At 73.1% G+C, this 20,801-nt stretch carries 21 protein-coding genes; 6 read left to right on the top strand and 15 right to left on the bottom strand.

Annotated features, from left to right (window positions below; all coding sequences use genetic code 11):
* Positions 1-144: 144 nt before the first annotated feature.
* From DEU32_RS16585 to DEU32_RS16525, 12 genes are all read right to left on the bottom strand, one after another.
* On the bottom strand, positions 145-477 hold the full coding sequence (locus DEU32_RS16585) for a hypothetical protein (RefSeq protein ID WP_114851520.1): 333 nt from the start codon (positions 475-477) through the stop codon (positions 145-147).
* Positions 474-665: a DUF2273 domain-containing protein gene (locus DEU32_RS16580; RefSeq protein WP_114851519.1), complete on the bottom strand. Its 192-nt coding sequence runs from the start codon at positions 663-665 to the stop codon at positions 474-476. Before DEU32_RS16580 ends, DEU32_RS16585 begins: the two co-directional genes overlap by 4 nt.
* Complete coding sequence (locus tag DEU32_RS16575) at positions 658-1,098, bottom strand: Asp23/Gls24 family envelope stress response protein (protein WP_114851518.1); 441 nt, start codon at positions 1,096-1,098, stop codon at positions 658-660. The genes DEU32_RS16580 and DEU32_RS16575 overlap by 8 nt, the downstream gene beginning before the upstream one ends.
* A 473-nt stretch (positions 1,099-1,571) precedes the next feature.
* Positions 1,572-3,476: an ABC transporter ATP-binding protein gene (locus tag DEU32_RS16565; protein WP_114851517.1), complete on the bottom strand. Its 1,905-nt coding sequence runs from the start codon at positions 3,474-3,476 to the stop codon at positions 1,572-1,574.
* Between the two features lie 173 nt (positions 3,477-3,649).
* Positions 3,650-4,897 carry an acyl-CoA dehydrogenase family protein gene (locus tag DEU32_RS16560; protein ID WP_114851516.1) on the bottom strand — a complete coding sequence of 416 codons (1,248 nt, stop codon included), beginning with the start codon at positions 4,895-4,897 and terminating at the stop codon, positions 3,650-3,652.
* Between the two features lie 60 nt (positions 4,898-4,957).
* Positions 4,958-5,590, bottom strand: a complete 633-nt coding sequence (locus DEU32_RS16555; RefSeq protein WP_114851515.1) for an AmiS/UreI family transporter — start codon at positions 5,588-5,590, stop codon at positions 4,958-4,960.
* 80 nt (positions 5,591-5,670) lie between these two features.
* Positions 5,671-6,414, bottom strand: a complete 744-nt coding sequence (locus DEU32_RS16550) for an SDR family NAD(P)-dependent oxidoreductase (RefSeq protein ID WP_114851514.1) — start codon at positions 6,412-6,414, stop codon at positions 5,671-5,673.
* The gene (locus DEU32_RS16545) at positions 6,414-7,226 is read right to left on the bottom strand and encodes an SDR family NAD(P)-dependent oxidoreductase (RefSeq protein ID WP_114851513.1); all 813 of its coding nucleotides are present in this window, start codon (positions 7,224-7,226) and stop codon (positions 6,414-6,416) included. The genes DEU32_RS16550 and DEU32_RS16545 overlap by 1 nt, the downstream gene beginning before the upstream one ends.
* Positions 7,223-8,572 carry an MFS transporter gene (locus DEU32_RS16540; RefSeq protein WP_181819330.1) on the bottom strand — a complete coding sequence of 450 codons (1,350 nt, stop codon included), beginning with the start codon at positions 8,570-8,572 and terminating at the stop codon, positions 7,223-7,225. The genes DEU32_RS16545 and DEU32_RS16540 overlap by 4 nt, the downstream gene beginning before the upstream one ends.
* Before the next feature lie 98 nt (positions 8,573-8,670).
* A complete protein-coding gene (locus DEU32_RS16535; RefSeq protein WP_220152800.1) occupies positions 8,671-9,711 on the bottom strand; it encodes an asparaginase in 1,041 nt (346 codons plus the stop codon).
* Positions 9,708-10,055 (bottom strand): hypothetical protein, encoded by a 348-nt coding sequence (locus tag DEU32_RS16530; RefSeq protein ID WP_147281499.1) that lies wholly within the window; start codon positions 10,053-10,055, stop codon positions 9,708-9,710. The genes DEU32_RS16535 and DEU32_RS16530 overlap by 4 nt, the downstream gene beginning before the upstream one ends.
* A gap of 26 nt (positions 10,056-10,081) precedes the next feature.
* Positions 10,082-10,984: a polysaccharide deacetylase gene (locus tag DEU32_RS16525; RefSeq protein ID WP_114851511.1), complete on the bottom strand. Its 903-nt coding sequence runs from the start codon at positions 10,982-10,984 to the stop codon at positions 10,082-10,084.
* A gap of 176 nt (positions 10,985-11,160) precedes the next feature.
* Between DEU32_RS16525 and DEU32_RS16520 the strand changes: the two genes are divergently transcribed.
* From DEU32_RS16520 to DEU32_RS16495, 6 genes are all read left to right on the top strand, one after another.
* Complete coding sequence (locus DEU32_RS16520) at positions 11,161-12,213, top strand: LacI family DNA-binding transcriptional regulator (protein WP_114851510.1); 1,053 nt, start codon at positions 11,161-11,163, stop codon at positions 12,211-12,213.
* Between the two features lie 199 nt (positions 12,214-12,412).
* The gene (locus DEU32_RS16515) at positions 12,413-13,933 is read left to right on the top strand and encodes an MFS transporter (RefSeq protein WP_258554907.1); all 1,521 of its coding nucleotides are present in this window, start codon (positions 12,413-12,415) and stop codon (positions 13,931-13,933) included.
* A complete protein-coding gene (locus DEU32_RS16510) occupies positions 13,926-14,897 on the top strand; it encodes an alpha/beta hydrolase (protein WP_114851509.1) in 972 nt (323 codons plus the stop codon). The genes DEU32_RS16515 and DEU32_RS16510 overlap by 8 nt, the downstream gene beginning before the upstream one ends.
* 213 nt (positions 14,898-15,110) lie before the next feature.
* Complete coding sequence (locus DEU32_RS16505; protein ID WP_229666828.1) at positions 15,111-15,536, top strand: hypothetical protein; 426 nt, start codon at positions 15,111-15,113, stop codon at positions 15,534-15,536.
* A 142-nt stretch (positions 15,537-15,678) separates the two neighbouring features.
* Positions 15,679-17,463, top strand: a complete 1,785-nt coding sequence (locus DEU32_RS16500; protein ID WP_114851508.1) for a S8 family serine peptidase — start codon at positions 15,679-15,681, stop codon at positions 17,461-17,463.
* Positions 17,460-19,547: a hypothetical protein gene (locus DEU32_RS16495; RefSeq protein ID WP_114851507.1), complete on the top strand. Its 2,088-nt coding sequence runs from the start codon at positions 17,460-17,462 to the stop codon at positions 19,545-19,547. Before DEU32_RS16500 ends, DEU32_RS16495 begins: the two co-directional genes overlap by 4 nt.
* Positions 19,548-19,645: 98 nt before the next feature.
* Here the strand turns inward: DEU32_RS16495 and DEU32_RS16490 are convergent, their stop codons facing one another.
* The 3 genes from DEU32_RS16490 to DEU32_RS17675 form a co-directional block, all read right to left on the bottom strand.
* A complete protein-coding gene (locus tag DEU32_RS16490; RefSeq protein WP_229666829.1) occupies positions 19,646-19,948 on the bottom strand; it encodes a helix-turn-helix transcriptional regulator in 303 nt (100 codons plus the stop codon).
* Between the two features lie 81 nt (positions 19,949-20,029).
* The gene (locus DEU32_RS16485; protein WP_058741442.1) at positions 20,030-20,185 is read right to left on the bottom strand and encodes a hypothetical protein; all 156 of its coding nucleotides are present in this window, start codon (positions 20,183-20,185) and stop codon (positions 20,030-20,032) included.
* A gap of 119 nt (positions 20,186-20,304) precedes the next feature.
* A complete protein-coding gene (locus DEU32_RS17675) occupies positions 20,305-20,583 on the bottom strand; it encodes a LacI family DNA-binding transcriptional regulator (protein ID WP_114851506.1) in 279 nt (92 codons plus the stop codon).
* Between the last annotated feature and the right edge of the window lie 218 nt (positions 20,584-20,801).

Genomic DNA, 20,801 nt, shown 5'->3' with positions numbered 1-20,801 from the left:
TTCAGGACCGCTTCGACGCCGATCCACGCCGCGACCAGGGCGGTGACGATCAGGGTGATCGCGACCGCGGTGGACCGGGACCGGTGCACGCTCCGACGGCGCAGGCGCCGCTCGAGCGAAGAAGTGCTGCTCATCAGTGTCTCCTTACCGGACCCGGTCCTCGTGCTCACGCACGATCCCGGTCAGTTCGATGTGGGCACTGCCCACCTGCCGCCCCGACAACTCCGACACCCGCGCCTTGATGGCATCGGCTGCCCGCGAGGCAGCGGACAGGATGTCCGGCTGCTCGCGGATCGGCCCCGTCACGTCGAGTGCGAGGCTGCCGGCGTGGTCGCCGACGGCGATGCGCAGTCGCTTGGCGGGGACGCCGAGGCGCTCCGCGGACGCGGCACGGGCGAGGGTCGTCAGGGCTCGGGCGGTGATCTCGACCCGGCCCGGGACGGCACTCGTGTGGGCGCCTTCCGGGCCGGCGTTCACCGGGAGCTCCGGCGTCCGGTCAGCACGTCGGTCAGGGCGCCCCGGTCGATCTTGCCGGTCACCAGGGCCGCCACGAGGGCTCCCAGGAGACCGAAGACGATGACCAGGACGAAGCCCCAGAAACCGAACTGCAGGGCCACGACGGCCAGGATGGCGCCGATCAGGGCGCCGACGAGTGTGTTACTCAACGCGCGACTCCTTCTTGTCCTCGTCCTTGTCGTCGTCGTCGCCCGGGATGAAGACGTCCTGGACGGTCACGTTGACCTCGACGACGTCCATGCCGACGATCTGGGTCAGGGCACGGCTCACGGACGAGCGGACGCCGTCGGCGACCTGCTGCAGCGGGACCGGGTACTCGGCGACGATGACGACGTCGGCGGCGACCTGCTTCTCGCCGACCTCGACCTTGACGCCCTGGCCGTGGTCGCGCTGGCCGATCGCGTCGCGGATCGCACCGATGGCGCGGGCGGCGCCGTTGCCGAGCGAGTGCACGCCGTTGACCTCGCGGGCGGCGATGCCGGCGACCTTCTCGACGACGGTGTCCTCGATGTGGGTCTTGCCCGAAACGTTGCCGGTGCCGGCGGCGGGGCGGGCGGCGGTGAGGTTGGTGGTGTCAGCCATTGGTTGCTCCTTCCGAGGTGTCCGCCGGGTGTTCCCAGCGGATGCTGTTCACGAGTGGGACGGACTGCATCCGAGGATCGTCACGTCCCCCGTTTCGTTCCGAGGGAACACCCAGGAAGCGGTCGTTCCGGGACTGCTCTGTCCCCCGAACGAGCATCGGGCCAGCGTTGCCGTGCGCAGCGCGTCCGGCGTCGTGCGTCGATCGGACCACGGTCACAGCCGTCCGCCGGAAAGCGCGTCGTGCCGTCGGGCCCGGGCTCGACGTGTCCGGCGCCGGAGCGGACGTCCTCCTCGACGCGTTCCTGTGCGAGGTGCTCACGGCGCACCCGCGCGGCGACCTCGCCGCCGAGTTCGGCGCGTGCGTGGTCGACCAGGCGTCGCGGAAGCCGGCGACTGGTGGACGGCGGGGTCGTCGAGGAGCTCGCCCGCAACCCGCTCGAGCAGCTCGGGCGGCCCGGTTCGGTCGGGCCCGGCTAACGCTCGCTCAGTGCCGCCTCGGCCTCGGCCGCGACGGCCTGCTGGACCGCGAACTGCGTGCGGTGCAGCTCCTCGTACCGGCCGCCGGCGGCCAGGAGCTCGTCGTGCGTCCCGCGCTCGACGATCGACCCGTCCTCGACCACCAGGATCTGGTCGGCGCTGCGGATGGTCGAGAGCCGGTGCGCGATCACCATGGCCGTGCGGCCCTCGAGCGCCTCGCTCAGCGCCGCCTGCACCGCGGCCTCGGACGTGGAGTCGAGCGCCGCCGTCGCCTCGTCGAGGATGACCACGCGCGGCTGGGCCAGCAGGAGCCGGGCGATCGTCATCCGCTGGCGTTCCCCGCCGGACAGCCGGTAGCCGCGCTCCCCCACCATGGTGTCGAGCTGGTCGGGCAGGGACCGGATGAGCGGCTCGAGGCGGGCCCGGCGGACGGCGTCCCAGACCTCGTCGAGGGTGGCCTCGGGCCGGGCGAGCCGCAGGTTCGCGAGGATCGTCTCGTGGAACAGGTGCCCGTCCTGCGTCACCATGCCGAGCGTGTGGCGCATCGACGCGAACGTCACGTCGCGGACGTCCGTGCCAGCGAGGCGCACCGCACCGCTGTCGACGTCGTACAGGCGGGAGAGCAGCTGGGCGACGGTGGACTTGCCGGCGCCCGAGGTGCCGACGAGGGCGACGGTCTGCCCGGGCTCGATCCGGAAGGACAGGCCGTGCAGGACCTCGTCCCCGCCGCGGGTGTCGAGCGTCGCGACCTCTTCCAGGGAGGCCAGGGAGACCTTCTCGGCGGACGGGTAGCCGAACCGGACGTCGTCGAACTCGACCGAGACCGGCCCGTCCGGCACCGTGACGGCGTCCGGGCGCTCCTTGATCAGCGGGTCGAGGTCGAGCACCTCGAAGACGCGCTCGAAGCTCACCACGGCGCTCATCACCTCGACCCGGGCGTTCGCCAGGCTCGTCAGCGGTGCGTACAGGCGGGTGAGCAGGAGCGCGAGCGTCACGACCTCGCCCGTGTCGAGCTGCCCGCCGAGCGCGAGGGTGCCGCCGAGGCCGTACACGAGCGCCAGGGCCAGCGCGGACACGAGCATGAGCGCCGTGAAGAAGACGAACTGCAGCATCGCCGTGCGGACGCCGATGTCCCGCACTCGCGCAGCGCGGACGCGGAACTCCTCGGCTTCTTCGTCGGGACGGCCGAACAGCTTGACGAGGGTGGCCCCCGGCGCCGAGAACCGCTCCGTCATCTGCGTGCTCATCGCCGAGTTGTGGTCGGCCGCCTCGCGCCGCAGGGCAGCGAGCCGTCCGCCCATCCGACGCGCGGGGACGAGGAACAGCGGGAGCATGACGATCGCGAGCACGGTGACGAGCCACGACGTGCTGAGCATCACGGTCAGGGTGAGGATCAACGCCACGAGGTTCGTCACGACGCCCGACAGCGTGCCGCTGAACGCCTGCTGCGCACCGATCACGTCGTTGTTGAGCCGGCTGACCAGGGCGCCTGTGCGGGTGCGGGTGAAGAACGCGATCGGCATCTTCTGCACGTGGTTGAAGACCGCGGTACGGAGGTCGAGGATCACGCCCTCGCCGATCCGCGCCGAGTACCAGCGGGTCAGCAGCGACACCGCCGCGTCCGCGACGGCGACCAGGGCGATGACGACGGCGAGCCACACGATCGTGCCGACGGCACCGCGGGCGACGATGACGTCGACGACGTTGCCCGCGAGCACCGGGGTCGCGACCGCCAGGAACGCACCGACCACCGAGAGAGCGATGAACACGACGAGCTGGGTCCGGTACGGCACCGCGAAGGTCATGATCCGCTTGACGGAGGCGCGCGAGATCCCCCGCGTGCCCTCCTTCGCGGACGAGATCTTGTAGAGCGAGCTCCAGGCCGCGCCTTCCATGCTCATGGCAGTTCCTCCCGGGCACCGGATCAGCGGGCCCCGGTCAGGATACGGGGCGGCCTCCGACACGCGGGTGGTCGCGGTCGCGACCAGGAGCCGGACGGGAGGCCCGTGGCGGCGCCGCCACGGGCCTCCCGTCCGCTGGTGGGTCGCGGCCGCCGCGAGCGCTCCCGCTGTCGTCAGCGCGACCGGGTCGCGCCGATCGCCCAGACCCGGGGCGGCTCCACGCCGTTGACGGCGTGGTCGCCGACGATCCGGGCCTTGAAGACCCACGGGTTGTGACTCCCCGCGGTGCGCGCGTTCCGCCAGTGCCGGTCGAGGTTCTTCGACGTGCTCACGCCCGACGCTGCGAGCGCGTCGAAGAGGTGGGACGTCGCGGTGGTCGCGAGGGTCGTGAGCGCGACCTGCGCCTGCGCGGTCGCGAGCTCGGCGCGGTCGTTGCGGCGCTCGTCCTCGGTCTCGTCGAGGACGGCTCCCTCGTACGCGGCCTGCAGCGCCTCGGCGGCGCGCTCGACGATCGCGGACGCGGCGAAGCCGGCGGCGGAGACCTCGCCGACGACCTGGAGGATCTGCGGGTCCGCCGCGAACGTGTCGGCGTTGCCGTGCGAGAACACCCGGTTCCGGTTCCGGACCTGCAGCGCGACTTCGCGCTCGGCGGCGAGCACCGATCCGGCGAGGACCGTGAGGAGCACCGCCTGGTAGTACGCGGTCTGGTACTTGAAGCGGTCGTCGAAGGGGATCACCGCGTCGGCCGCGACGACCGCGTCGGTGAAGGTGCTCGTCCCGGACCCGGTCGTGCGCTGCCCGAAGCCGTCCCAGTCATCGGCGTGCGTGACCCCGGGCTGGTGCGCGTCGACGATGGCGATGACCCGCTCCCCGGTGTCGGTGCGCTCGGCGTACGTGTCGATCCAGTCGGCGAAGATGCTGCCGGTCGAGTAGTACTTCTGCCCGCTGATGCGGAAGGTGCCGTCCGGCTGCGGCGTGACCTTCGTGATGACGTCGCCGATCTGCACGGCGCCGACCTCGGTCCAGGAGTTGCCGGCGATCTCGCCCCGGCCGAACCGCTCGAGCCACGCGTCACGCTCGCCGGAGCGGGCGACCAGGCGGTCCTCGACGAGGGCGAAGTGGCCGCGGAGCGCCTGCGGGATGTTGCTGTCAGCGGCGGCGAGCTCCGTGAGCAGCCGGAAGGTCTGCGGCAGGGTCGCGCCGGCGCCGCCGAACTCGACGGGGACGCGGAGGGCGCCGAAGCCCGCGGCGGCGAGCTCGCGGATCTCGTCGTGCGGCAGGCGGTGCTCCTGCTCGCGGGCGCTCGCGCCGGCGGCGATGCGGTCGAAGATCGGGCGGAAGCGGGCGGCGAGGGTCTCGTCGTCGGGGGTGGTGGTCGGTGCGGTCGTGGCGGTGGTCGTGGTGGTGGTGGTGGTGGTCATGGTGGCTCCTCGGGCTGGTGTGACGGGTCTGGGGTGACGGTCCTGGCGGTGTCGCGTCGGTCAGGCGACGGCGGGGGTCGCGGTCTGCGCTTGGTCTGACGCGGACCCCGACCGGTGGGGGCGGCGCGCCAGGACGGCGGCCCCGCCGAAGACGGCGACGGCGACGAGGGCTGCCGCAGCGGTCCAGACGGGCCCGGTCGGCCAGTTCCCGGACAGCCCGAGCAGCGCCGGGACGGTGGTGGTCGTCTGGCTGGCGAGGACCAGCGCCCACGCGGTGTACCGACCGATCGGCCGGCCGAGCGCGAGCAGCACGAAGAAGAGCGACCAGAGCCCGGCCCACGTCGCCCAGAGGACGGCGAGGACGGGGTCGACCGTGGCGTTCGTCACGGCGAACACCACGGCGACGCCAGCCACGAGCCCGCAGAACCAACCGAGTCCGGCCGACCCGAGCCCGGTCAGGGCGTCGAGTCCGACGTACAGGTAGGTCAGGCCGAACAGGAAGGTGCCCGCGATCGCGAGCAGGGCCGGCAGCGAGCCGTCCGCCGTGACGGCGACGGCCGTGCACAGGACGAGCTGGAGGCCGCCGACGAGGACGTTGAACACGCCGCTGTCACGACCGGGCACCCGTCCGAGCAGGGTGAGGCCGTTGACCAGGAGGGCGGCTCCCGAGAGGAGCAAGCAGATGTACGCCATGCCGGAACCGTGGCAGCGTCGGTCGCCCCGCGGAAGGGACGTGTCGATCTGTGTCCGACGGTGACGCCGTGTGACGCGCCCTACGGCATCACGTCGCCCGAGTTCGGACCGAGGGTCTGCCCCGTGTACAGGTCCCCGCCGGGCGAGCTGGCCAGCAGGAGCGCGGTCGGGGCCACCTCGGCGGGGACCCCGAACCGGCCCAGCGGGAGTTCGGCGGCCTTCGCGGCCCGCCACGCCTCGGTCATGCCGTCCGTCATCGGCGAGACGACCGGGCCCGGGGCGATCGCGTTGACCAGGACGCCGCGGCCGCTCCACTCGATCGCGGCGCTCTTCGTCAACGCGATGACGCCGGCCTTCGCCGCGGCGTAGTGCGCGACCTCGGCTCCGCCCTTGATCGCGAGCTGGGACGCGACGGTGATGATCCGTCCGCGGCCGTCCCGGAGCATGCGACGTCCCACGGCCCGCATGACCAGGAAGACGCCGGTCAGGTCGACCGACAGCACCCTCGACCACTCCGCGGCGGACAGGTCCTCGAGCGGCGACTGGGAGAGCACGCCGGCCGCGTGCACGAGGATGCCGATCCCGCCGTGCTCCTGGTCGACCGCGTGGACGACGGCCTCGACCGCGTCCTCGTCGGTCACGTCGAGCACGACGGGTTGCACGCCGGGGCGACCGGCGAGCGCCGCGAGGGCGTCAGCGTCGCGGTCGGCCGCGACGACCTGCGCTCCGGCGGCGACGAACGTGTCGACGACGGCGAGCCCGATGCCGCTCGCCGCCCCCGTGACGAGTGCGGTCGTGCCGGACAGGTCCCCGGTGGCCGCCATCAGTCGGCCATCAGGATCGTCAGCCCGCCGTCGACGACGAGTTCCTGCCCGGTGACGTAGCGCGCCTCGCGGCTGAGCAGGAAGCGGATCGCGGCCGCCGCCTCGTCCGCCTGACCGACCCGGCCCCACGGGATCCGCTCCCCCGCCGCGGCGAGCCCGTCCGGGCCGAGGGAGTTGACGGCGTCCGAGGACTGCGGCGTCTCGATGAGCCCCGGGATGATCGTGTTCACGCGGATGCCGCGTGGGGCGAGCGCAGCCGCGGCACTCCGGACGAGGCCGATCACCGCCGCCTTCGCCGCGGCGTAGTGGCTGTGCGCGACCCATCCGTACACGCCGCCGGCGATCGACGAGACCGCCACCATCGAGCCGCCGGAGCCGAGGTGCCGGGCGCCGGCGCGGAGCGTGCGCATCACCCCGTGCAGGTCGACCTGGAGCAGGTCGTCCCACGCGGCGTCGGTCATCGTGTCGAGCGGCTGCCGCCGGAGCACCCCGGCGCCCGCGACGACGTGGTCGACCCGGCCCCACCGGTCGATCGCGGTCCGGAAGACGGCGTCGACGTCCTCGGTGCTGCGGACGTCGGCGGTGACGGTCACCGCGCTGCCGCCGGCCTGCTCGACCGCGGCCACCACGGCGGCGGGGTCGTGCGGGTCACCGGCGAACACCGGGATGACGATGTTCGCCCCGTGCTCGGCGAGCTGCACCGCGAGGGCGGCGCCGATCCCGCTCGCGGCGCCCGTGACGACCGCGACGCTCCCCGCGAACTCGGAGTAGACGCCCGTCGGTGTCGTCGTGCTCGATGCTCGCTCACTCAATGCTCGATCACCGCCACGCGCTTCGTGGCGAGCATGATCACGCCGGAGAGCACCATGCCGCCGGCGCCCACGATGAGCGCCGCCGGGCCGAGGCCGATGCTGCCGGCGACGAGGACGGTGAGGACCGCGGAGCCGATGATCGACCCGGGCTGTCCCATCGCGGTGACGAAGGCAGACCCGGTCGCACGGCAGCTCGAGTCGAAGCACTCGGCCTGCAGGAAGAGCAGGGACGCGTACGGCCCGAGCAGGAAGAACAGCGTCGCCATGTAGGTGACGAGCACGTAGCCGAAGTCGCTCGGACCGGTCACGAACAGGGTCCAGCAGACGCCCGCGAGCACCCAGCCCGCGACGATGGTGGTCTTGCGGCCGATCACGTCGCCGAGCCAGCCGTGGAACAGGTAGCCCGCGGCGCCGACGACGTTCGACAGCACGATGATGAGCAGGGACATGCTCGGGTCGATGCCCTTGACGCCCTCGAGCATGGTCGTGCCGAGCACGCTCGTCGTGGTGATGCCGAAGTAGTTCACGATCCAGGCGATCGAGAGCACGACCGTGTTGCGCGCGTACCGACGACCGAAGATCGCGCGGAGCGGGTTCGGCCCCTCGTCGACGATGCCGAAGCGGGCGGCGATCTCCGCGGCCTCCTCGGTCCGACCCGACTTCCGCAGCTGGCGCAGGTACGTGTTCAGGCGGTGCTGCGGCGTCTCCTTGATGCCCTTGCGGAGGAACAGCACGAAGATCGCGGGGACGGTGGCGATGAGGAAGGCGAGCCGCCACGAGTCCTGCCCGAACACCCCGGCGACGCCGGCGATGAACGCGGCGGCGAGGAGCGCACCGATCGGCCACCCGGTCTGGACCAGGCTGTAGAAGAACCCGCGGCGCTTCTTCACCCCTTCGAGCTCGGTGAGCGCGAAGACCTCGTTGAGGTACGTGGAGTTGACCGACTGCTCCGCCATGCCGAAGCCGCTGAGGGCGCGGAAGCCGACGAGCGAGGCGACCCCGGTCGACGCGGCCGTCAGGAGCGAGGAGAGCGCGGCGCCACCGATGGTGACCATCATCCCGCGGCGGCGGCCGAGGCGGTCGACGAACAGCCCGACGAGGATCACGACGACGAACACGCCGACGCTCACGAGCGTGTTCGCGAGGAGGGCCGTCTGCTCGTTCCAGCCGAAGTCCTGGGCGATGCGCGGCAGGAGCGTGCCGAACATGATGAAGTCGTAGACCGCCAGGGTCCAGGCGAAGAAGGCGAGGGTCGCGCCGCGCTTGGTCTCCTTCGCCCCGATCGCGGGGAACGTCCCGGAGGACAGCTGGAGCCCCTCGGGCTCGCGGGTGGTCGTGGTGGTCATGGGTGGTCCTCTCGGTTCGGCGGTGCGGGCTGACGGGTGGAGGGATGGGGTCGTGCGGGTCGGAAGCGGCCTTGGTGGGACGGGCCGGGGTGGTGCGGTCAGGGGCGGGGCGTCGGCGGTGTTCCGCGACCGCGCGCTGCGAACTCCTGGTGGATGCGGTCCCGAGGGGCGTCCTGCGCGAGGAGCGTCGCGAGCAGCAGCCGTGCCTTCAGGCCGTCGAGGCGTCCGGCCGGCACCAGGCCCGACCGCAACAGGTCGATCTCGCCGCCGGGGAACCCGTAGGTGGACGTGAGCGTCTCGCCCGCGCCGGTCCGCGAGGCCAGGACGACGGGCATCCGGGCGGCGAGCGCGCGGACCGCGTCGACGGTGTGTCCGGCGACGTGGCCGCCACCGAAGCCCTCGATGACCGCGCCCCGGTACCCGAGCCCGTCCAGCGCGGACAGGACGCGGCCGTCGTCGGCGAGGGTGACGCGGTGCAGGGCGACCGGCGGGAGGGGCGCGACCCGTCGGGTGAGCGCCGGGAACCGGCCCGCGGGGGTCCGGAAGCGGGGCGTCCCCTCGGTGAGCAGGCCCACCGGCCCGGTGCCCGGCGAGGTGAAGGCGCCCGTCGAGGAGGTGTGCGTCTTGCGAACCGACGCCGCAGTGTGGACCTCGTCGTTGAGCACGACGAGCACGCCCCGGCCGACGGCGGCCGGGTCGGCGGCCACGGCGACGGCGGCCAGCAGGTTCGCGGGGCCGTCCGCTCCCGGGGCGGATGCGTGGCGCATCGCGCCGGTGACGACGAGCGGCTCGGGTCGGTCCCAGCCGAGGTCGAGCAGGTACGCGGTCTCCTCGATGGTGTCGGAGCCCTGCGAGACGACCACGCCGGACGACCCGGTGGCGACGGCCTCCCGTGCGGCGTCGAGCGTGCGCTGGACGTCGTCGAACCCGAGCGAGGGCGACGGGAGCAGCCCGAGCTGGTGGGCCTCGACGTGCGCGATGTCCGCGATCGCCGGGACACCGCCGACCAGGTCCGCAGCGGTGATCCGCGGAACGGCGCCCGGGCGGCCCGTGGCGGAGCCGGTGGTCCCCTCGTCGACGCTGGCGATGGTGCCGCCGAGTGCGAGGTACGCCAGGCGGGGCAGGGTCACGACGGTCACCGGAGCGCCCCCGTCCGCCGGTCGAGCGCACCGACCAGGGCGCGGAGGTCCAGGTCGATGACATCGCGGTCGTCGCCGAGCGCGCGGGCCCGGGCGGCGACCGACGTCCAGTCGACACGCCCGGGGCGGAGCCGCTCCACGGCGTCGAGCACCCCGTCGATCCCCTGGGCCACGACCTGGCCGCCCGTCGGCCCCTGCACGACGACGCGGACGGTGCCCGGGGCCGGGCGCACGCGGATCCGCTCCGAGGCGAAGAGCCGCGTCGTCCACGACGCCAGTGCCCGCTGTGCCCGGGTGCGACCCGCCGGGGTGTCCTCGACATCGGCCGCCGACCGGTCACGCACCGCGCCGCCGCCGCACGCGCCGCACATCAGTACTCGCGGGGGCGCTCGGCCCCGGCGAACGGGAAGCGGACGCGGAAGTCGTCCGCGATCTCGTTCATCGTCACGAACCGCACCCCTTCGTGTCCGCGGAGGTACTCGATGAGGCGCTCGATCATGAGCAGCACCTGGGGTCGACCGGAGACGTCGGGGTGGATCGTGATCGGGAACACCGCGTAGTCGAGCTCGCGGTACACCCAGTCGAACTGGTCCTTCCACATCTGCTCGACGTCGCGGGGGTTGACGAAGCCGTGGCTGTTCGGGCTCGACTTGATGAACATCATCGGCGGCAGGTCGTCGACGTACCAGTTCGCCGCGATCTCGACGAGGTCGATCTCGGAGCCGTGCACGAGCGGCGTCATCCAGGTCGCCGGGTCCTGCGCGTAGTCGATCGGCGTCCACGAGTCGCCGACGATCGAGTAGTACGGGACGAAGTCCTTGTGCTGCTGGCTGTGGTCGTAGCTGAACCCGAACTTCTTCAGCAGGGTCGGCGTGTAGCTGCTCAGTTCCCACCAGGGGGCGACGTACCCGGTCGGCTGCTGCCCGGTGAGCCGGGTGATCAGCTCCACCGAGCGCTCCATGACCGCGTCCTCCTGCGCCTCGGTCATCGCGACGGGGTTCTCGTGGCTGTACCCGTGGGCCCCGATCTCGTGCCCGGCGTCGAACAGCGCGCGGCACTCGTCGGGGAAGGTCTCGAGCGAGTGGCCGGGGATGAACCAGGTCGCCGCGATGTCCGCTCGGTCGAACACCTTCTGCAGACGGGGCACACCCGTGCGCCCGGCGAAGATGCCGCGCTGGATGTCGGAGGGCGAGTCGGCGCCGCCGTACGAGCCGAGCCACCCGGCGACCGCGTCGATGTCGACACCGAAGGAAACGAGGATCTCTTTCACCATGGGTCATCGTCTTTCGTTCGTGATTGCAATACATGCAATCGTTTGCAACACCGTTGATGGTTCCAGCGGCTTGTTTCGCCCCGCCTGCTCGCGTGTAACCAACGTGTTTCACTTCTGGTGACCGCAATCGATTGCGTGACAGCGGGGCGCGATCATCCGTCACCTAGGATCGGGACATGGGCACCACGGAGGACGGACCGGTCGAACGCGACCACCCGGGTCGTCGCGGCGAGGCGACGCTGCAGGCGATCGCCGCGCGGGCCGGGGTGCACGTCTCGACGGCGTCGCGGGTCCTGCGCCAGACCGAACCGACGCGTGGGTGGAGCGCCTCGGCGCAGCGGGTGATCGCGGCGGCACTCGAGCTCGGGTACCGACCGAACCGGCTCGCCTCGTCGCTGCGGACCCGGCGGTCGGACACCATCGGCGTCGTGATGCCCCGACTCGCGGACACGGTGATCGCCACCATCTGCCAGGCGATCGAGTCGGCCGCGCGGTCCGCCGGGTACCAGGTCCTGCTCACCACGCCGCCGGACGACATGGGCGCGCAGCTCGAGGCCGTGGACTTCCTGCTCTCTCGTCAGGTCGACGGGCTGATCGTCAGCTCCCTGCACCTGTCCGCGCGGACACCGCGTCTGGCCGAACTGCCCGTCCCGATCATCGCGACGAACCGGCACCCCGGCGACTGGATGCCCGCGGTCGTCGGTGACGACGTCGAGGGTGGCCGGATCGCCGCGGAGCACCTGCTCGCGCTCGGCCACCGACGCATCGGGGTCGTCGCGGGGCCGCGGCACGCCAGCACGGCGGTCGAGCGGGTGGCCGGCTTCCGGCTCGCACACGAGCAGCGCGGCATCCCGGTCGACGACGCCCTGGTGGTGCACAGCGACTTCGAGGTCGAGGGCGGCGTCGTCGGCGCTCACGCCCTGCTGTCGTCGGTGGACCCGCCGACCGCGATCTTCGCGGTGAACGACACCGCGGCGATCGGGGTCATGGGTGCTGCCCGGCAGCGGGGTCTGCGGGTCCCGGACGACCTGTCGATCGTCGGCTACAACGACATCTCGATCGTCGCGCAGCTGCCGACGCCGCTCACCACGGTGCACTCGCCGACGGGCCGCATGGGTGCCGTCGCGGTCGAACGCCTGCTCGCTGCACGGGCGTCCGGGACGCCGGACGGTGCGGTGCTGCCCGTCTCGCTGGTGGTGCGGTCCTCGACGGGCCCCGTCCGGTCCTGACCCGACCGCCCCGGCCCCGACCAGCCCCGCCGGCCCGGTCCAGCCCCGCCGTCCCCGCCCGGCCCCGCACCTGCCGCTGGCGTCACGGCGCGGTCTGCGCTACCGTCGGCGCCAGAGGGAAAAAGCCTCCGGTCCCGATCGGCGGCAGCGCGTACGTGACTCGTGGGAGTCGCCACTTCTTCGTCGAAGGAGTGCGCCCGTGTCCGTACCGATCACCCGTCCAGGGTCACCGCAACGCCTGCGTGACGCCTGGGTCGCCCTGGCGGGGCTGTCCGCCGTATTCCTGTTCGAGATGCTCGACAACTCGGTCCTCACCGTGGCCCTGCCGACCATCGGCCGCGACCTCGGCGCGTCGACATCCGCGCTGCAGTGGGTCTCCGGCGCGTACTCGCTGGCGTTCGGCGGCCTGATGCTCCTGTTCGGCGCCGTCGCCGACCGGTTCGGTCGCCGCCGGGTCATGCTCGTCGGGCTCGTCCTGCTCGCCGGCGTGAGCGTCGCGACCCTCGCCGTCACCTCGGTCGAGGGGCTGGTCCTGGTCCGCGCGCTCACGGGCGTCGCGGCGGCGATGACCACCCCGGGTGCGATGGCCCTCGCGTTCCGCCTGTTCGACGCCGAGGACCTGCGCGTCCGGGCCCTCACCGTGATCTCCACCGCGGGCCTGGTCGGGCTCGCGGTCGGACCGACGGTGGGCGGGCTCGTCCTCGCCGTCGCCCCGTGGCAGGTCCTGCTCGTCGCGAACGCGCCCGTCGCCGTGGTCGCGTTCGTCGGGATCCGCGCCGGCATCACCGCCGATCGCCGGACGGACCTGCGGCGGGGTCCGGTCGACCTCCTCGGGGCGGTCCTCGGCACAGCCACCGTGGCCGGGGTCCTCGTCACGCCGACCATCGCGGTCGCGGCCGGCGAGCAGGCCGACGGAGCAACCGGCGGGCCAGCCGGCAGCCCGCTCCTGTGGTGCATGGTCGCCGCGACGCTCGCCGCCGTGACCGCGTTCGTCGCGCGGCAGCGGACCGCCGCCGCGCCGCTGCTCGACCTCCGGCTCGTCGCGCGTCCGCTCGTCGCGAGCGGACTGCTCTACAAGGCCGCCGCTGGGCTCGCGACCGCCGGCCTCTCCTGGACCGTGACCCTCCAGCTGCAGGTCGTGTGGGGGTGGCCGCCCGCCCTCGCCGCGGTCGGGACCCTGCCGCAGGTGGTCGTCCTGCTCGTGAGCGGACGATTCGTCGGGCCGTTCGTCCGTCGGGTCGGCCTGCGCACGGCAGCCTGGACGAGCTCGGTCGCGGTCGTCCTCGGGCTCGCCGTCTCCGTCACCGCGACACCGCTCGGGTACCCCGTGGTCGTCGTGGCGCTCGTGCTCGTCGCCGCGGGCATGCGGGTCGTCGGCGCGGTCGCCGGGGCCGAGGTCCTCGCCGGGCTCCCCGAGGACCGCACCTCGGTCGGTGCCGCGCTCGTCGACACCGCGAGCGAGGTCGCGGCCGCCGCGGGGGTGGCCGTCGCGGGGACCGTCCTGGCGGCGCTCGTCCCCGGGGCCGTCGCCGCCGCGCACCTCGACGCGGCTCACCGTGCGGCGGTCGGCGGTGCGCTGTCCGTCGCCGGCGTCGCCCTCACCGTGGTCGCCGCGGCACTCGTGGTGGCCGGGATGCTCCGCGCCCGACAGCACGCACCCGACCGCCACCAGCCCGTCACTCCGTCCCGCCACACCGACCAGGAGTCCGCCGATGTCTGAGTCCACCGTCCGCCCGCCGTTCGACCCGGAGCTCGACGTGTTCCTCACCGCTCTGCACGCCCGGGGTCCGATGGCCCTCACGCCCGAGGCGCTCCCCCGCATGCGTGCCCTCGAGGTCCCCGAGGCCGTGCTCGACGCCCACCTGCACGAAATCGGCTACCACCAGCGGAGCGTCACCGTGCCGGGCCACCTCGGCGACCCGATCGACCTCGCCGTCATCCGGCGCACCGACTCGTCCGGCCCCGTCCCCGCCGTCTACTCGATCCACGGCGGCGGCATGATGTTCGGCCACCACCTCGGGAACCTGGACTCGTTCGACGACTGGCTCCTCCGCGACCACGACGTCGTCCTGGTGAGCGTCGACTACCGGCTGGCCCCCGAGCACCCGGACCCCTACCCGGTCGAGGACGCCTACGCCGGTCTCGTCTGGCTCGCGGAGCACGCCGTCGAGCTCGGCGTCGACCCGGCGCGGATCGTCGTCGCCGGGCAGAGCGCCGGCGGCGGGTTGGCCGCGGGCGTCACCCTGCTCGCTCGCGACCGCCGGGGTCCCGCGGTGGCGGCGCAGGTCCTCGTCTCCCCCATGCTCGACGACCGCGACGCCACCGTGTCCGGCCGCCAGTTCGACGGGGTCGGCGTCGCCGACCGACAGATGATGCACGTCGCGTGGGACGCGTACCTCGGCGAGCGCCGCGGGACCGACGCCGTCGATCCGTCGGCCGCGCCGGCACGTGCGACGGACCTGTCCGGGCTGCCGCCGACGTACCTGGACTGCGGGAGCGCGGAGGTGTTCCGCGACGAGACCGTCGCGTACGCGAGCGCCCTCTGGGCCGCCGGGGTCGACGCAGAGCTGCACGTCTGGCCGGGTGCCTTCCACGGCTCCACGAGCATGGTCCCGGACGCCGTCCTGTCACGCGCGGCGGTCGCCGCGCTGGCAGGGTGGACCGCCCGCCTGCTGGCGCGCTGACCCGGGTTCCCACCGACGGACGGGAGGCACGGTGCCGGCTGGCACCGTGCCTCCCGTCCGACGGGTGGTGACGGTCGTGACCCGGTGCGGACGACCGCACCAGACGATCGTCTGGCGGGGCAGACTGGAGGCGACGTCGCGGACCCGCGACGCGCACCAGGAAAGGAGCGGACCCTGTCCGGACCGACCATCTCCCTGCGCCTCGGCGCCCCCGTGTACGCACAAGCCCTCCGCTACACGGCGATGTTCCACGCCAAGCCGTTCGCCGAGGCCCTGCTGGTCTACCGCGAGGGCGGGACCTACACGATCCTGTCGCCGGGCGAGGACCACCACGGCTGCTACGTGTCCGCGACGCTCCCCCTGGACCCGCCGAGGCGGGTGCAGTTCACGTCGTTGCCGTCGACCGACTGGAGCGACGACGTCGCGACGCACGTCCTCGGGTTCGCGCCGGACACCGGGGGCTTCACGCAGGAGCTCCACCTGCCCGGGGAGCCGGTCCCCCGGGTGCAGCACGGGTTCGCGGCACCGGTCGACGGACCGCGGTCGATCGACACCACCCGAGGCTGGTCGATCCTCCGCACGGAGCACGCGGCGGCCTTCGACCGCGCTCGAGGCCTGGCGGGCGCTGCCGCGCGGTAGCCGTCGGGCACCGGGCCCCCGGCAGGGTGCGGGCAGACCGCCCGAGCGCTTGTTGATAATGATTCTCAACAGGCGCTACAGTTCGGTACGCGGCAGCCAGCCGCGTTCCCCGTTCTCCTCCGTCTCCCCAGAAGTGGACCCCATGCGCCCACCCCTCGTCCTCGGAGCACTGGCCGTCACCGCCGTGCTCACCGGAGCCCTCGCGCTCCACCCCGTCCCGCCGGACGCTCCCCTCCGGCCGCTCGCCGGGTCCGTTCCCCACTGGCCCGCGGGCGTGCAACGCACCGGCACGGCCCGCACCGGCTCCGTCTCGTTCTCGGTCCTCCTGGCTCCCGATCGGCTCGCCGGAGCCCCGTCGATCCGCGGGTGGCTGCAGGACCACGGACTGCACGCGGCACCCGTGCGCCCCGCCGCGGCGTCGATCCCGGTCGAGGGTCCGGTCGACCAGGTCGCCGACGCGTTCCACACCACCTTCGCCCGGTACCGCACCGCACAGGGCACCGTCGTGACCGCACCGGAGCGCCCGCTGTCGGTCCCTCGCGAGCTCGCAGCAGTGACGGGCATCGCCGGGGTCGTGGTCGCGGACACCATCCGCCCGACCGAGGTCGCGAGGGGCACCTCCCCGACCGTGCGGGGCCACGTCCTCGCGGACGACGGGACCTGCGCGGCCTACTGGGGCGAGAAGGTCACGACCGACTGGCCCGCCTCGGTCGTCGTCGATCACCGGTCGAACGCACTGTGCGGCTACGGGCCGGCGCAGCTGCGCGAGGTCCACCACCTGCCCGCGGACGTCACCGGTCGCGGTGCGCGCATCGCGATCGTGGCGGCGTTCGACGACCCCGACGTGGAGCAGGACACCGACACCTACGCCCGGGCGACCGGAACGCAGCCCTTCACCGCGGGGCAGTACCGGAACCACGCCCCGGACGCCCCCGACGTGGACCGCTGCGGCGGCCCGGAGGCCTGGACCGAGGAGCAGCACCTGGACGTCCAGGCGGTGCACGCCATGGCGCCGGACGCCATCGTCGACTACTGGGGCGCGGCCGACTGCGGGACGACCGCCATGTACTCGCGCATCCTCGACGTCGTCGAGGACGGGCACGCCGACGTCATCAGCCTGTCCTTCGGGTCGACCGAACAGCTGGACACCGCGGACGACCGCGCCCTCCTGAACAGGGTGCTGGTGGAGGCCGCGAGCCTGGGCATCTCGGTGTTCGCGTCCTCCGGCAACGACGGCGACTACAGCGACGCGGGTGACCACGGTGCAGGGGCCTCCGTCGCCTCGCCGGCCTCCAGCCCGTACGTGACCGCCGTCGGGGGCACGAGCACCGGCCTCGCTGCGGACGGCTCCGTCGCGGTCGAGGCCGGATGGGAGACGCAGACCCGCTTCGCCCGGAACGGCGCCGTGATCCCGCCCGGGTTCGCCTACGGCGCCGGCGGTGGCGAGTCCGGCACCTCCGCCCGACCCACCTGGCAGCGGGACGACATCCGTCGCGGCGGCACCGGGCGCCTCGTCCCGGACGTCGCCTCGATCGCCGATCCCGACACCGGGTTCGTGACCTACGGACCGCACCACGGGCGGACGGAGTACGCGGCGCACGGGGGCACGAGCCTCGCGACGCCGATGGTCGCGTCGATGGTCGCCATGTCGAAGGCCGTCACCGGACGTCGCATCGGCCTCGCGAGCCCCGCGCTCTTCGCGCTCCGCGGCACCGCGGCACTCCGCGACGTCCGCCCGACCTCCGCCGCGACGTGGTCGCCGCGCGGCCCCGACGCCGGCGCACTCTGGCCGGAGACGATCGCGATGTGGGACACACGACCGCAGAGTCTGCAGTCGGGTCCTGGCTGGGACGACGTCACCGGCCTCGGCGTCCCGGACGGACGAGCCTTCATCGAGCAGTTCGGTGCGACGGAGGCCGGACGGTGAGCCGGACGACGCGTCGTCGCGCGAACCGCAGCGACCGCATCGCCGTCGTCGTCGGCATCGTCGTCGCCGGGCTCCTCGGCATCGGTGTGACCGTCCCCGCGATCGCCGCGGACAGCGCACCGCTCGCCCGGGCAGCCGGCGTCGAGGTGGTCGACATCGACGGCGGCTCCTTGATCGACCCGACCCCGACCGCCGCCTGGCACGACGGACCCGCGGCGACGGCGGACGCGGCCGGCACCGGTGACGTCCTCAAGCTGAACACCACCCGGACGTCCGGCCTGCACGTCAGCGCTGGACCAGACGGCGCGGAAGCGACCATCGCTTCGGGAACCTTCACACTCCGGGACCGGCCCGCGGTCACCTTCACCGACCTGCGCGCCACCTGCAGCCCCCACGGCGAACAGTCCGTGACGTTCGGCCACCTCGCGATCGGCGGGACCGACGTCACCGCCGCCGCCAGCGGTCACCTCGGATGGAGCACCGATCTGCCGCCGTCGGTGTACGGCGCGACGAAGGTCCTCGTCGGCAGCACCACGACGGACGGTGACGGGTCCATCACCACGGTCGGGCTCCGCATCGAGGCCGAGGCCGGCGCGTCGGAGATCTGGCGGATCAGGGCCGGGTCGGTGACCTGCGCCGGTGCCGCAGCCTGGCCGACACCGACACCGACACCGACACCGGGCGGTGGGTCCGGAGCGCCCGGCGGAGCCGGAACAGCGGCCGGCCGGTCCGTCAGCGGCGTGACGGTCACCGCGCCGGACGGCACGGTCCTGATCGACGGGCAGCCCACCGTCCGCGGCACCGGAACACGGACCGTCGCCACGGCACGGGCATCGGACGGCTCACCCTCCGTCGCGACGGGGGTCACCGTCTCGTCCGACGACGCGGGCGGCTCGGACGTCGCGGTGTCGTCCTTCCAGCAGCTCCCGGGAGCACCCACCGACCCGCTCGCGGAGTACCGGTGGACAGCGCTGCGGATCGCCGGGCTGCACGCACACGTCGACACGTCGGGCGCGATGACCGTGACTTTCGACGACACCGCCGACGCGGTGTTCGCGAACGGCATCTGGGTCAACACCTCCACCGACGTCTACACGGGTCTCGCCCCGGACGGCACCCCGCGCGCGCGCATCGACTTCGGGGAGCGCGTCCGACACGACGACGGCAGCGTGACCCTCACCGCGCTGCACTACCGCGACCTCACCGGCGAGTACCCCGACGTCCGCCTCGGCGTCGTGTCGATCCCGGCGCAGCACAGCGGTGGGACCACCCCGACGCCCACCCCGACCCCCACGTCGACTCCGACCGCCACTCCTGGTGAGGGCGGAGTCGGAACGTGGTCGGCGTACGGTGTCCGGACGACCGGCCCGAGCGACGTCTCTCCGCGGCCCCTCGTGGGCCCCGCGGCCGGGACAGCGGCCACCGACTCCACGACCGCGGTCGTCGGCGACGGCACCCTCGGGCAGGTCAGCGCCAGCGACGCCGAGGTGCACTCGACGCGGGACCGCGGCGAGGCCCGCCTGGCACACCTGGTCCTCTACCCCGGGACACGGGCAGCCGTCGACCTCCGCGACGTCCACGTCGTCGTCACGCCGTCCGCCACCGTCGTCACCACCGCCGGCGGGTCGGTGGCCGGGACCCGTGTCGCCGCCGGCGCCGTGGCGGCCGGGACGAGGATCACGGTCCCGGGCGGCACCGGGACCTTCGTCCTGAACGACCAGCAGACCGGCCCCCGGTCCCTGTCGGTCCGCGCACTGCGGTTCACCGACGTGGCCGGGCTCGGAGCGGACGTCACGGCCGCGGTCGTGACCACCGAGCACGTCCGCGCCGACCCAGGCGGTACGCCGGGGAGCGGCGGGTCGAGCGGCGGGTCGAGCGGCGGTGGTCCGGCGGGCGGAGCCGACCGGTCACCCGGCGCGCTGAGCGGCGACGGATCGAGTCCCACCGGGACCAGCGGGTCCCGCGCCCGCGGACTCGCCTTCACCGGCGCCTCCGTCGGTGCGGGCACGATCGCCGCCGCAGTGCTCCTCGGCGCCGGTGGCCTCGTTCTCACCGTGCGACACCGGCGGCGGCGCGCTCGATGAGCGGTCCGCACCGACCCCCGTGCGGACCGGACGCGCCGGTGCGCGGTGACCGGGAGAACCGCTCGTGGGTCCTGTCGCTGGCTGCTCCCCGACCCCGGTCACGAGAGCGGAACGTGCTCCTCGAGGGTGTGCGTCACGGCATCCGCCACGATGTGTGCGACGTGCGCGTCGGCCAGGGAGTACTCCGCCTCGCGACCGTGTCGGACCACCGCGACCAGCCCGGCAGCCCGGAGCGTCCGGAGGTGCTGGGACACGAGGGGCTGCGAGAGCCCAGCGGCCTCCGCGAGGCCCCCGACCGTCGTCGGGTGGTCCCGGAGCAGGCACAGCAGGTGCAGTCGCGACGCTGACGACAGGACCTTGAAGAGCTCGGCCGCAGGTTCGAGGTTCGCTCGGGGTGTCACACGGAAACAGTAGTCCGCGGACATGCGTCGCCACAGCACGGGCGCTCTCCCGGCCGGGAGAGCGCCCGTGCTGGAGCCGGCTCAGTGCTCGTCGTAGTGTCCGTCGTGCTCGGCGTGCTTGTGACCGTCGTGCAGGTAGTCGACATGGTCGTCGTGCTGGACGGCTTCGTGGCCGCAGTCAGCCGCGTGCTGGTGTTCGGCGATGGTGTGCTCGGCGTGGGTCTCGGTGCCTGCCATGGGGTCCTCCTGTGTGTGTGACGACGGCGTGGTGCCATTGAACTCGACACATGCATCGATTGCAATGCTTTCATGTGAGAGCTCGACAAGCTCGTGACACAGGGACCCGCGCGCCTCGATCAACGGCGCTGCTCAGCGGAGGCGTCGTCGTGCTGCTGCGGGGCGTCGAGCCCGTCGCACACCCACGCGAGCGCGTCGTCGGCCGCGTGGATCCGCCGTCGGCGTGCGAGTGCCGCAGCATGGTCGTCGCGCACGTACCCGAGCGCGTGGACCGCCTGCTGGACGCGAGCCCTCGTGGTGGGTCGGACGTTGGTCGCGCCGTTGAGGACGCGGGACACGGTCTGGTGGGACACGTGCGCCGCGGCGGCGACGTCGTGGATGGTCGGTGGTCTCGTCACTGCTGGCTCCTCGCGAGGGATCGTGTGCGAGCACCGCCGGTCGACGACGCGACGGCGCCCGCCGCGAGGCCGGCGGATCAGGAACCGGCCTCGCTGCTCCGCCCGTTCAGTCGGTGCCCTAGATGTACTGAGCCGTCAGGTTGTTGACACTCGGGCTGCGGGCGTGAGTCCGTGGCTCGAGTGGATCCGTTCAGTGTTGTAGTGCTCGATCCAGGGTG

This window comes from Curtobacterium sp. AG1037 (assembly GCF_003349855.1).
Taxonomy (GTDB): domain Bacteria; phylum Actinomycetota; class Actinomycetes; order Actinomycetales; family Microbacteriaceae; genus Curtobacterium; species Curtobacterium citreum.
This window is presented reverse-complemented; position numbering and strand designations above follow the sequence as displayed.

Excerpts from the sequence above, each read along its gene's own strand:
- DEU32_RS16560 (WP_114851516.1), bottom strand. The coding sequence starts at position 4,897 with ATGACCACCACCACCACCACCACGACCACCGCCACGACCGCACCGACC.
- DEU32_RS16510 (WP_114851509.1), top strand. The coding sequence starts at position 13,926 with ATGTCTGAGTCCACCGTCCGCCCGCCGTTCGACCCGGAGCTCGACGTG.
- DEU32_RS16500 (WP_114851508.1), top strand. The coding sequence starts at position 15,679 with ATGCGCCCACCCCTCGTCCTCGGAGCACTGGCCGTCACCGCCGTGCTC.
- DEU32_RS16550 (WP_114851514.1), bottom strand. The coding sequence starts at position 6,414 with ATGGCGGCCACCGGGGACCTGTCCGGCACGACCGCACTCGTCACGGGG.
- DEU32_RS16525 (WP_114851511.1), bottom strand. The coding sequence starts at position 10,984 with ATGGTGAAAGAGATCCTCGTTTCCTTCGGTGTCGACATCGACGCGGTC.
- DEU32_RS16540 (WP_181819330.1), bottom strand. The coding sequence starts at position 8,572 with ATGACCACCACGACCACCCGCGAGCCCGAGGGGCTCCAGCTGTCCTCC.
- DEU32_RS16565 (WP_114851517.1), bottom strand. The coding sequence starts at position 3,476 with ATGAGCATGGAAGGCGCGGCCTGGAGCTCGCTCTACAAGATCTCGTCC.
- DEU32_RS16575 (WP_114851518.1), bottom strand. The coding sequence starts at position 1,098 with ATGGCTGACACCACCAACCTCACCGCCGCCCGCCCCGCCGCCGGCACC.
- DEU32_RS16555 (WP_114851515.1), bottom strand. The coding sequence starts at position 5,590 with ATGGCGTACATCTGCTTGCTCCTCTCGGGAGCCGCCCTCCTGGTCAAC.
- DEU32_RS16520 (WP_114851510.1), top strand. The coding sequence starts at position 11,161 with ATGGGCACCACGGAGGACGGACCGGTCGAACGCGACCACCCGGGTCGT.
- DEU32_RS16485 (WP_058741442.1), bottom strand. The coding sequence starts at position 20,185 with ATGGCAGGCACCGAGACCCACGCCGAGCACACCATCGCCGAACACCAG.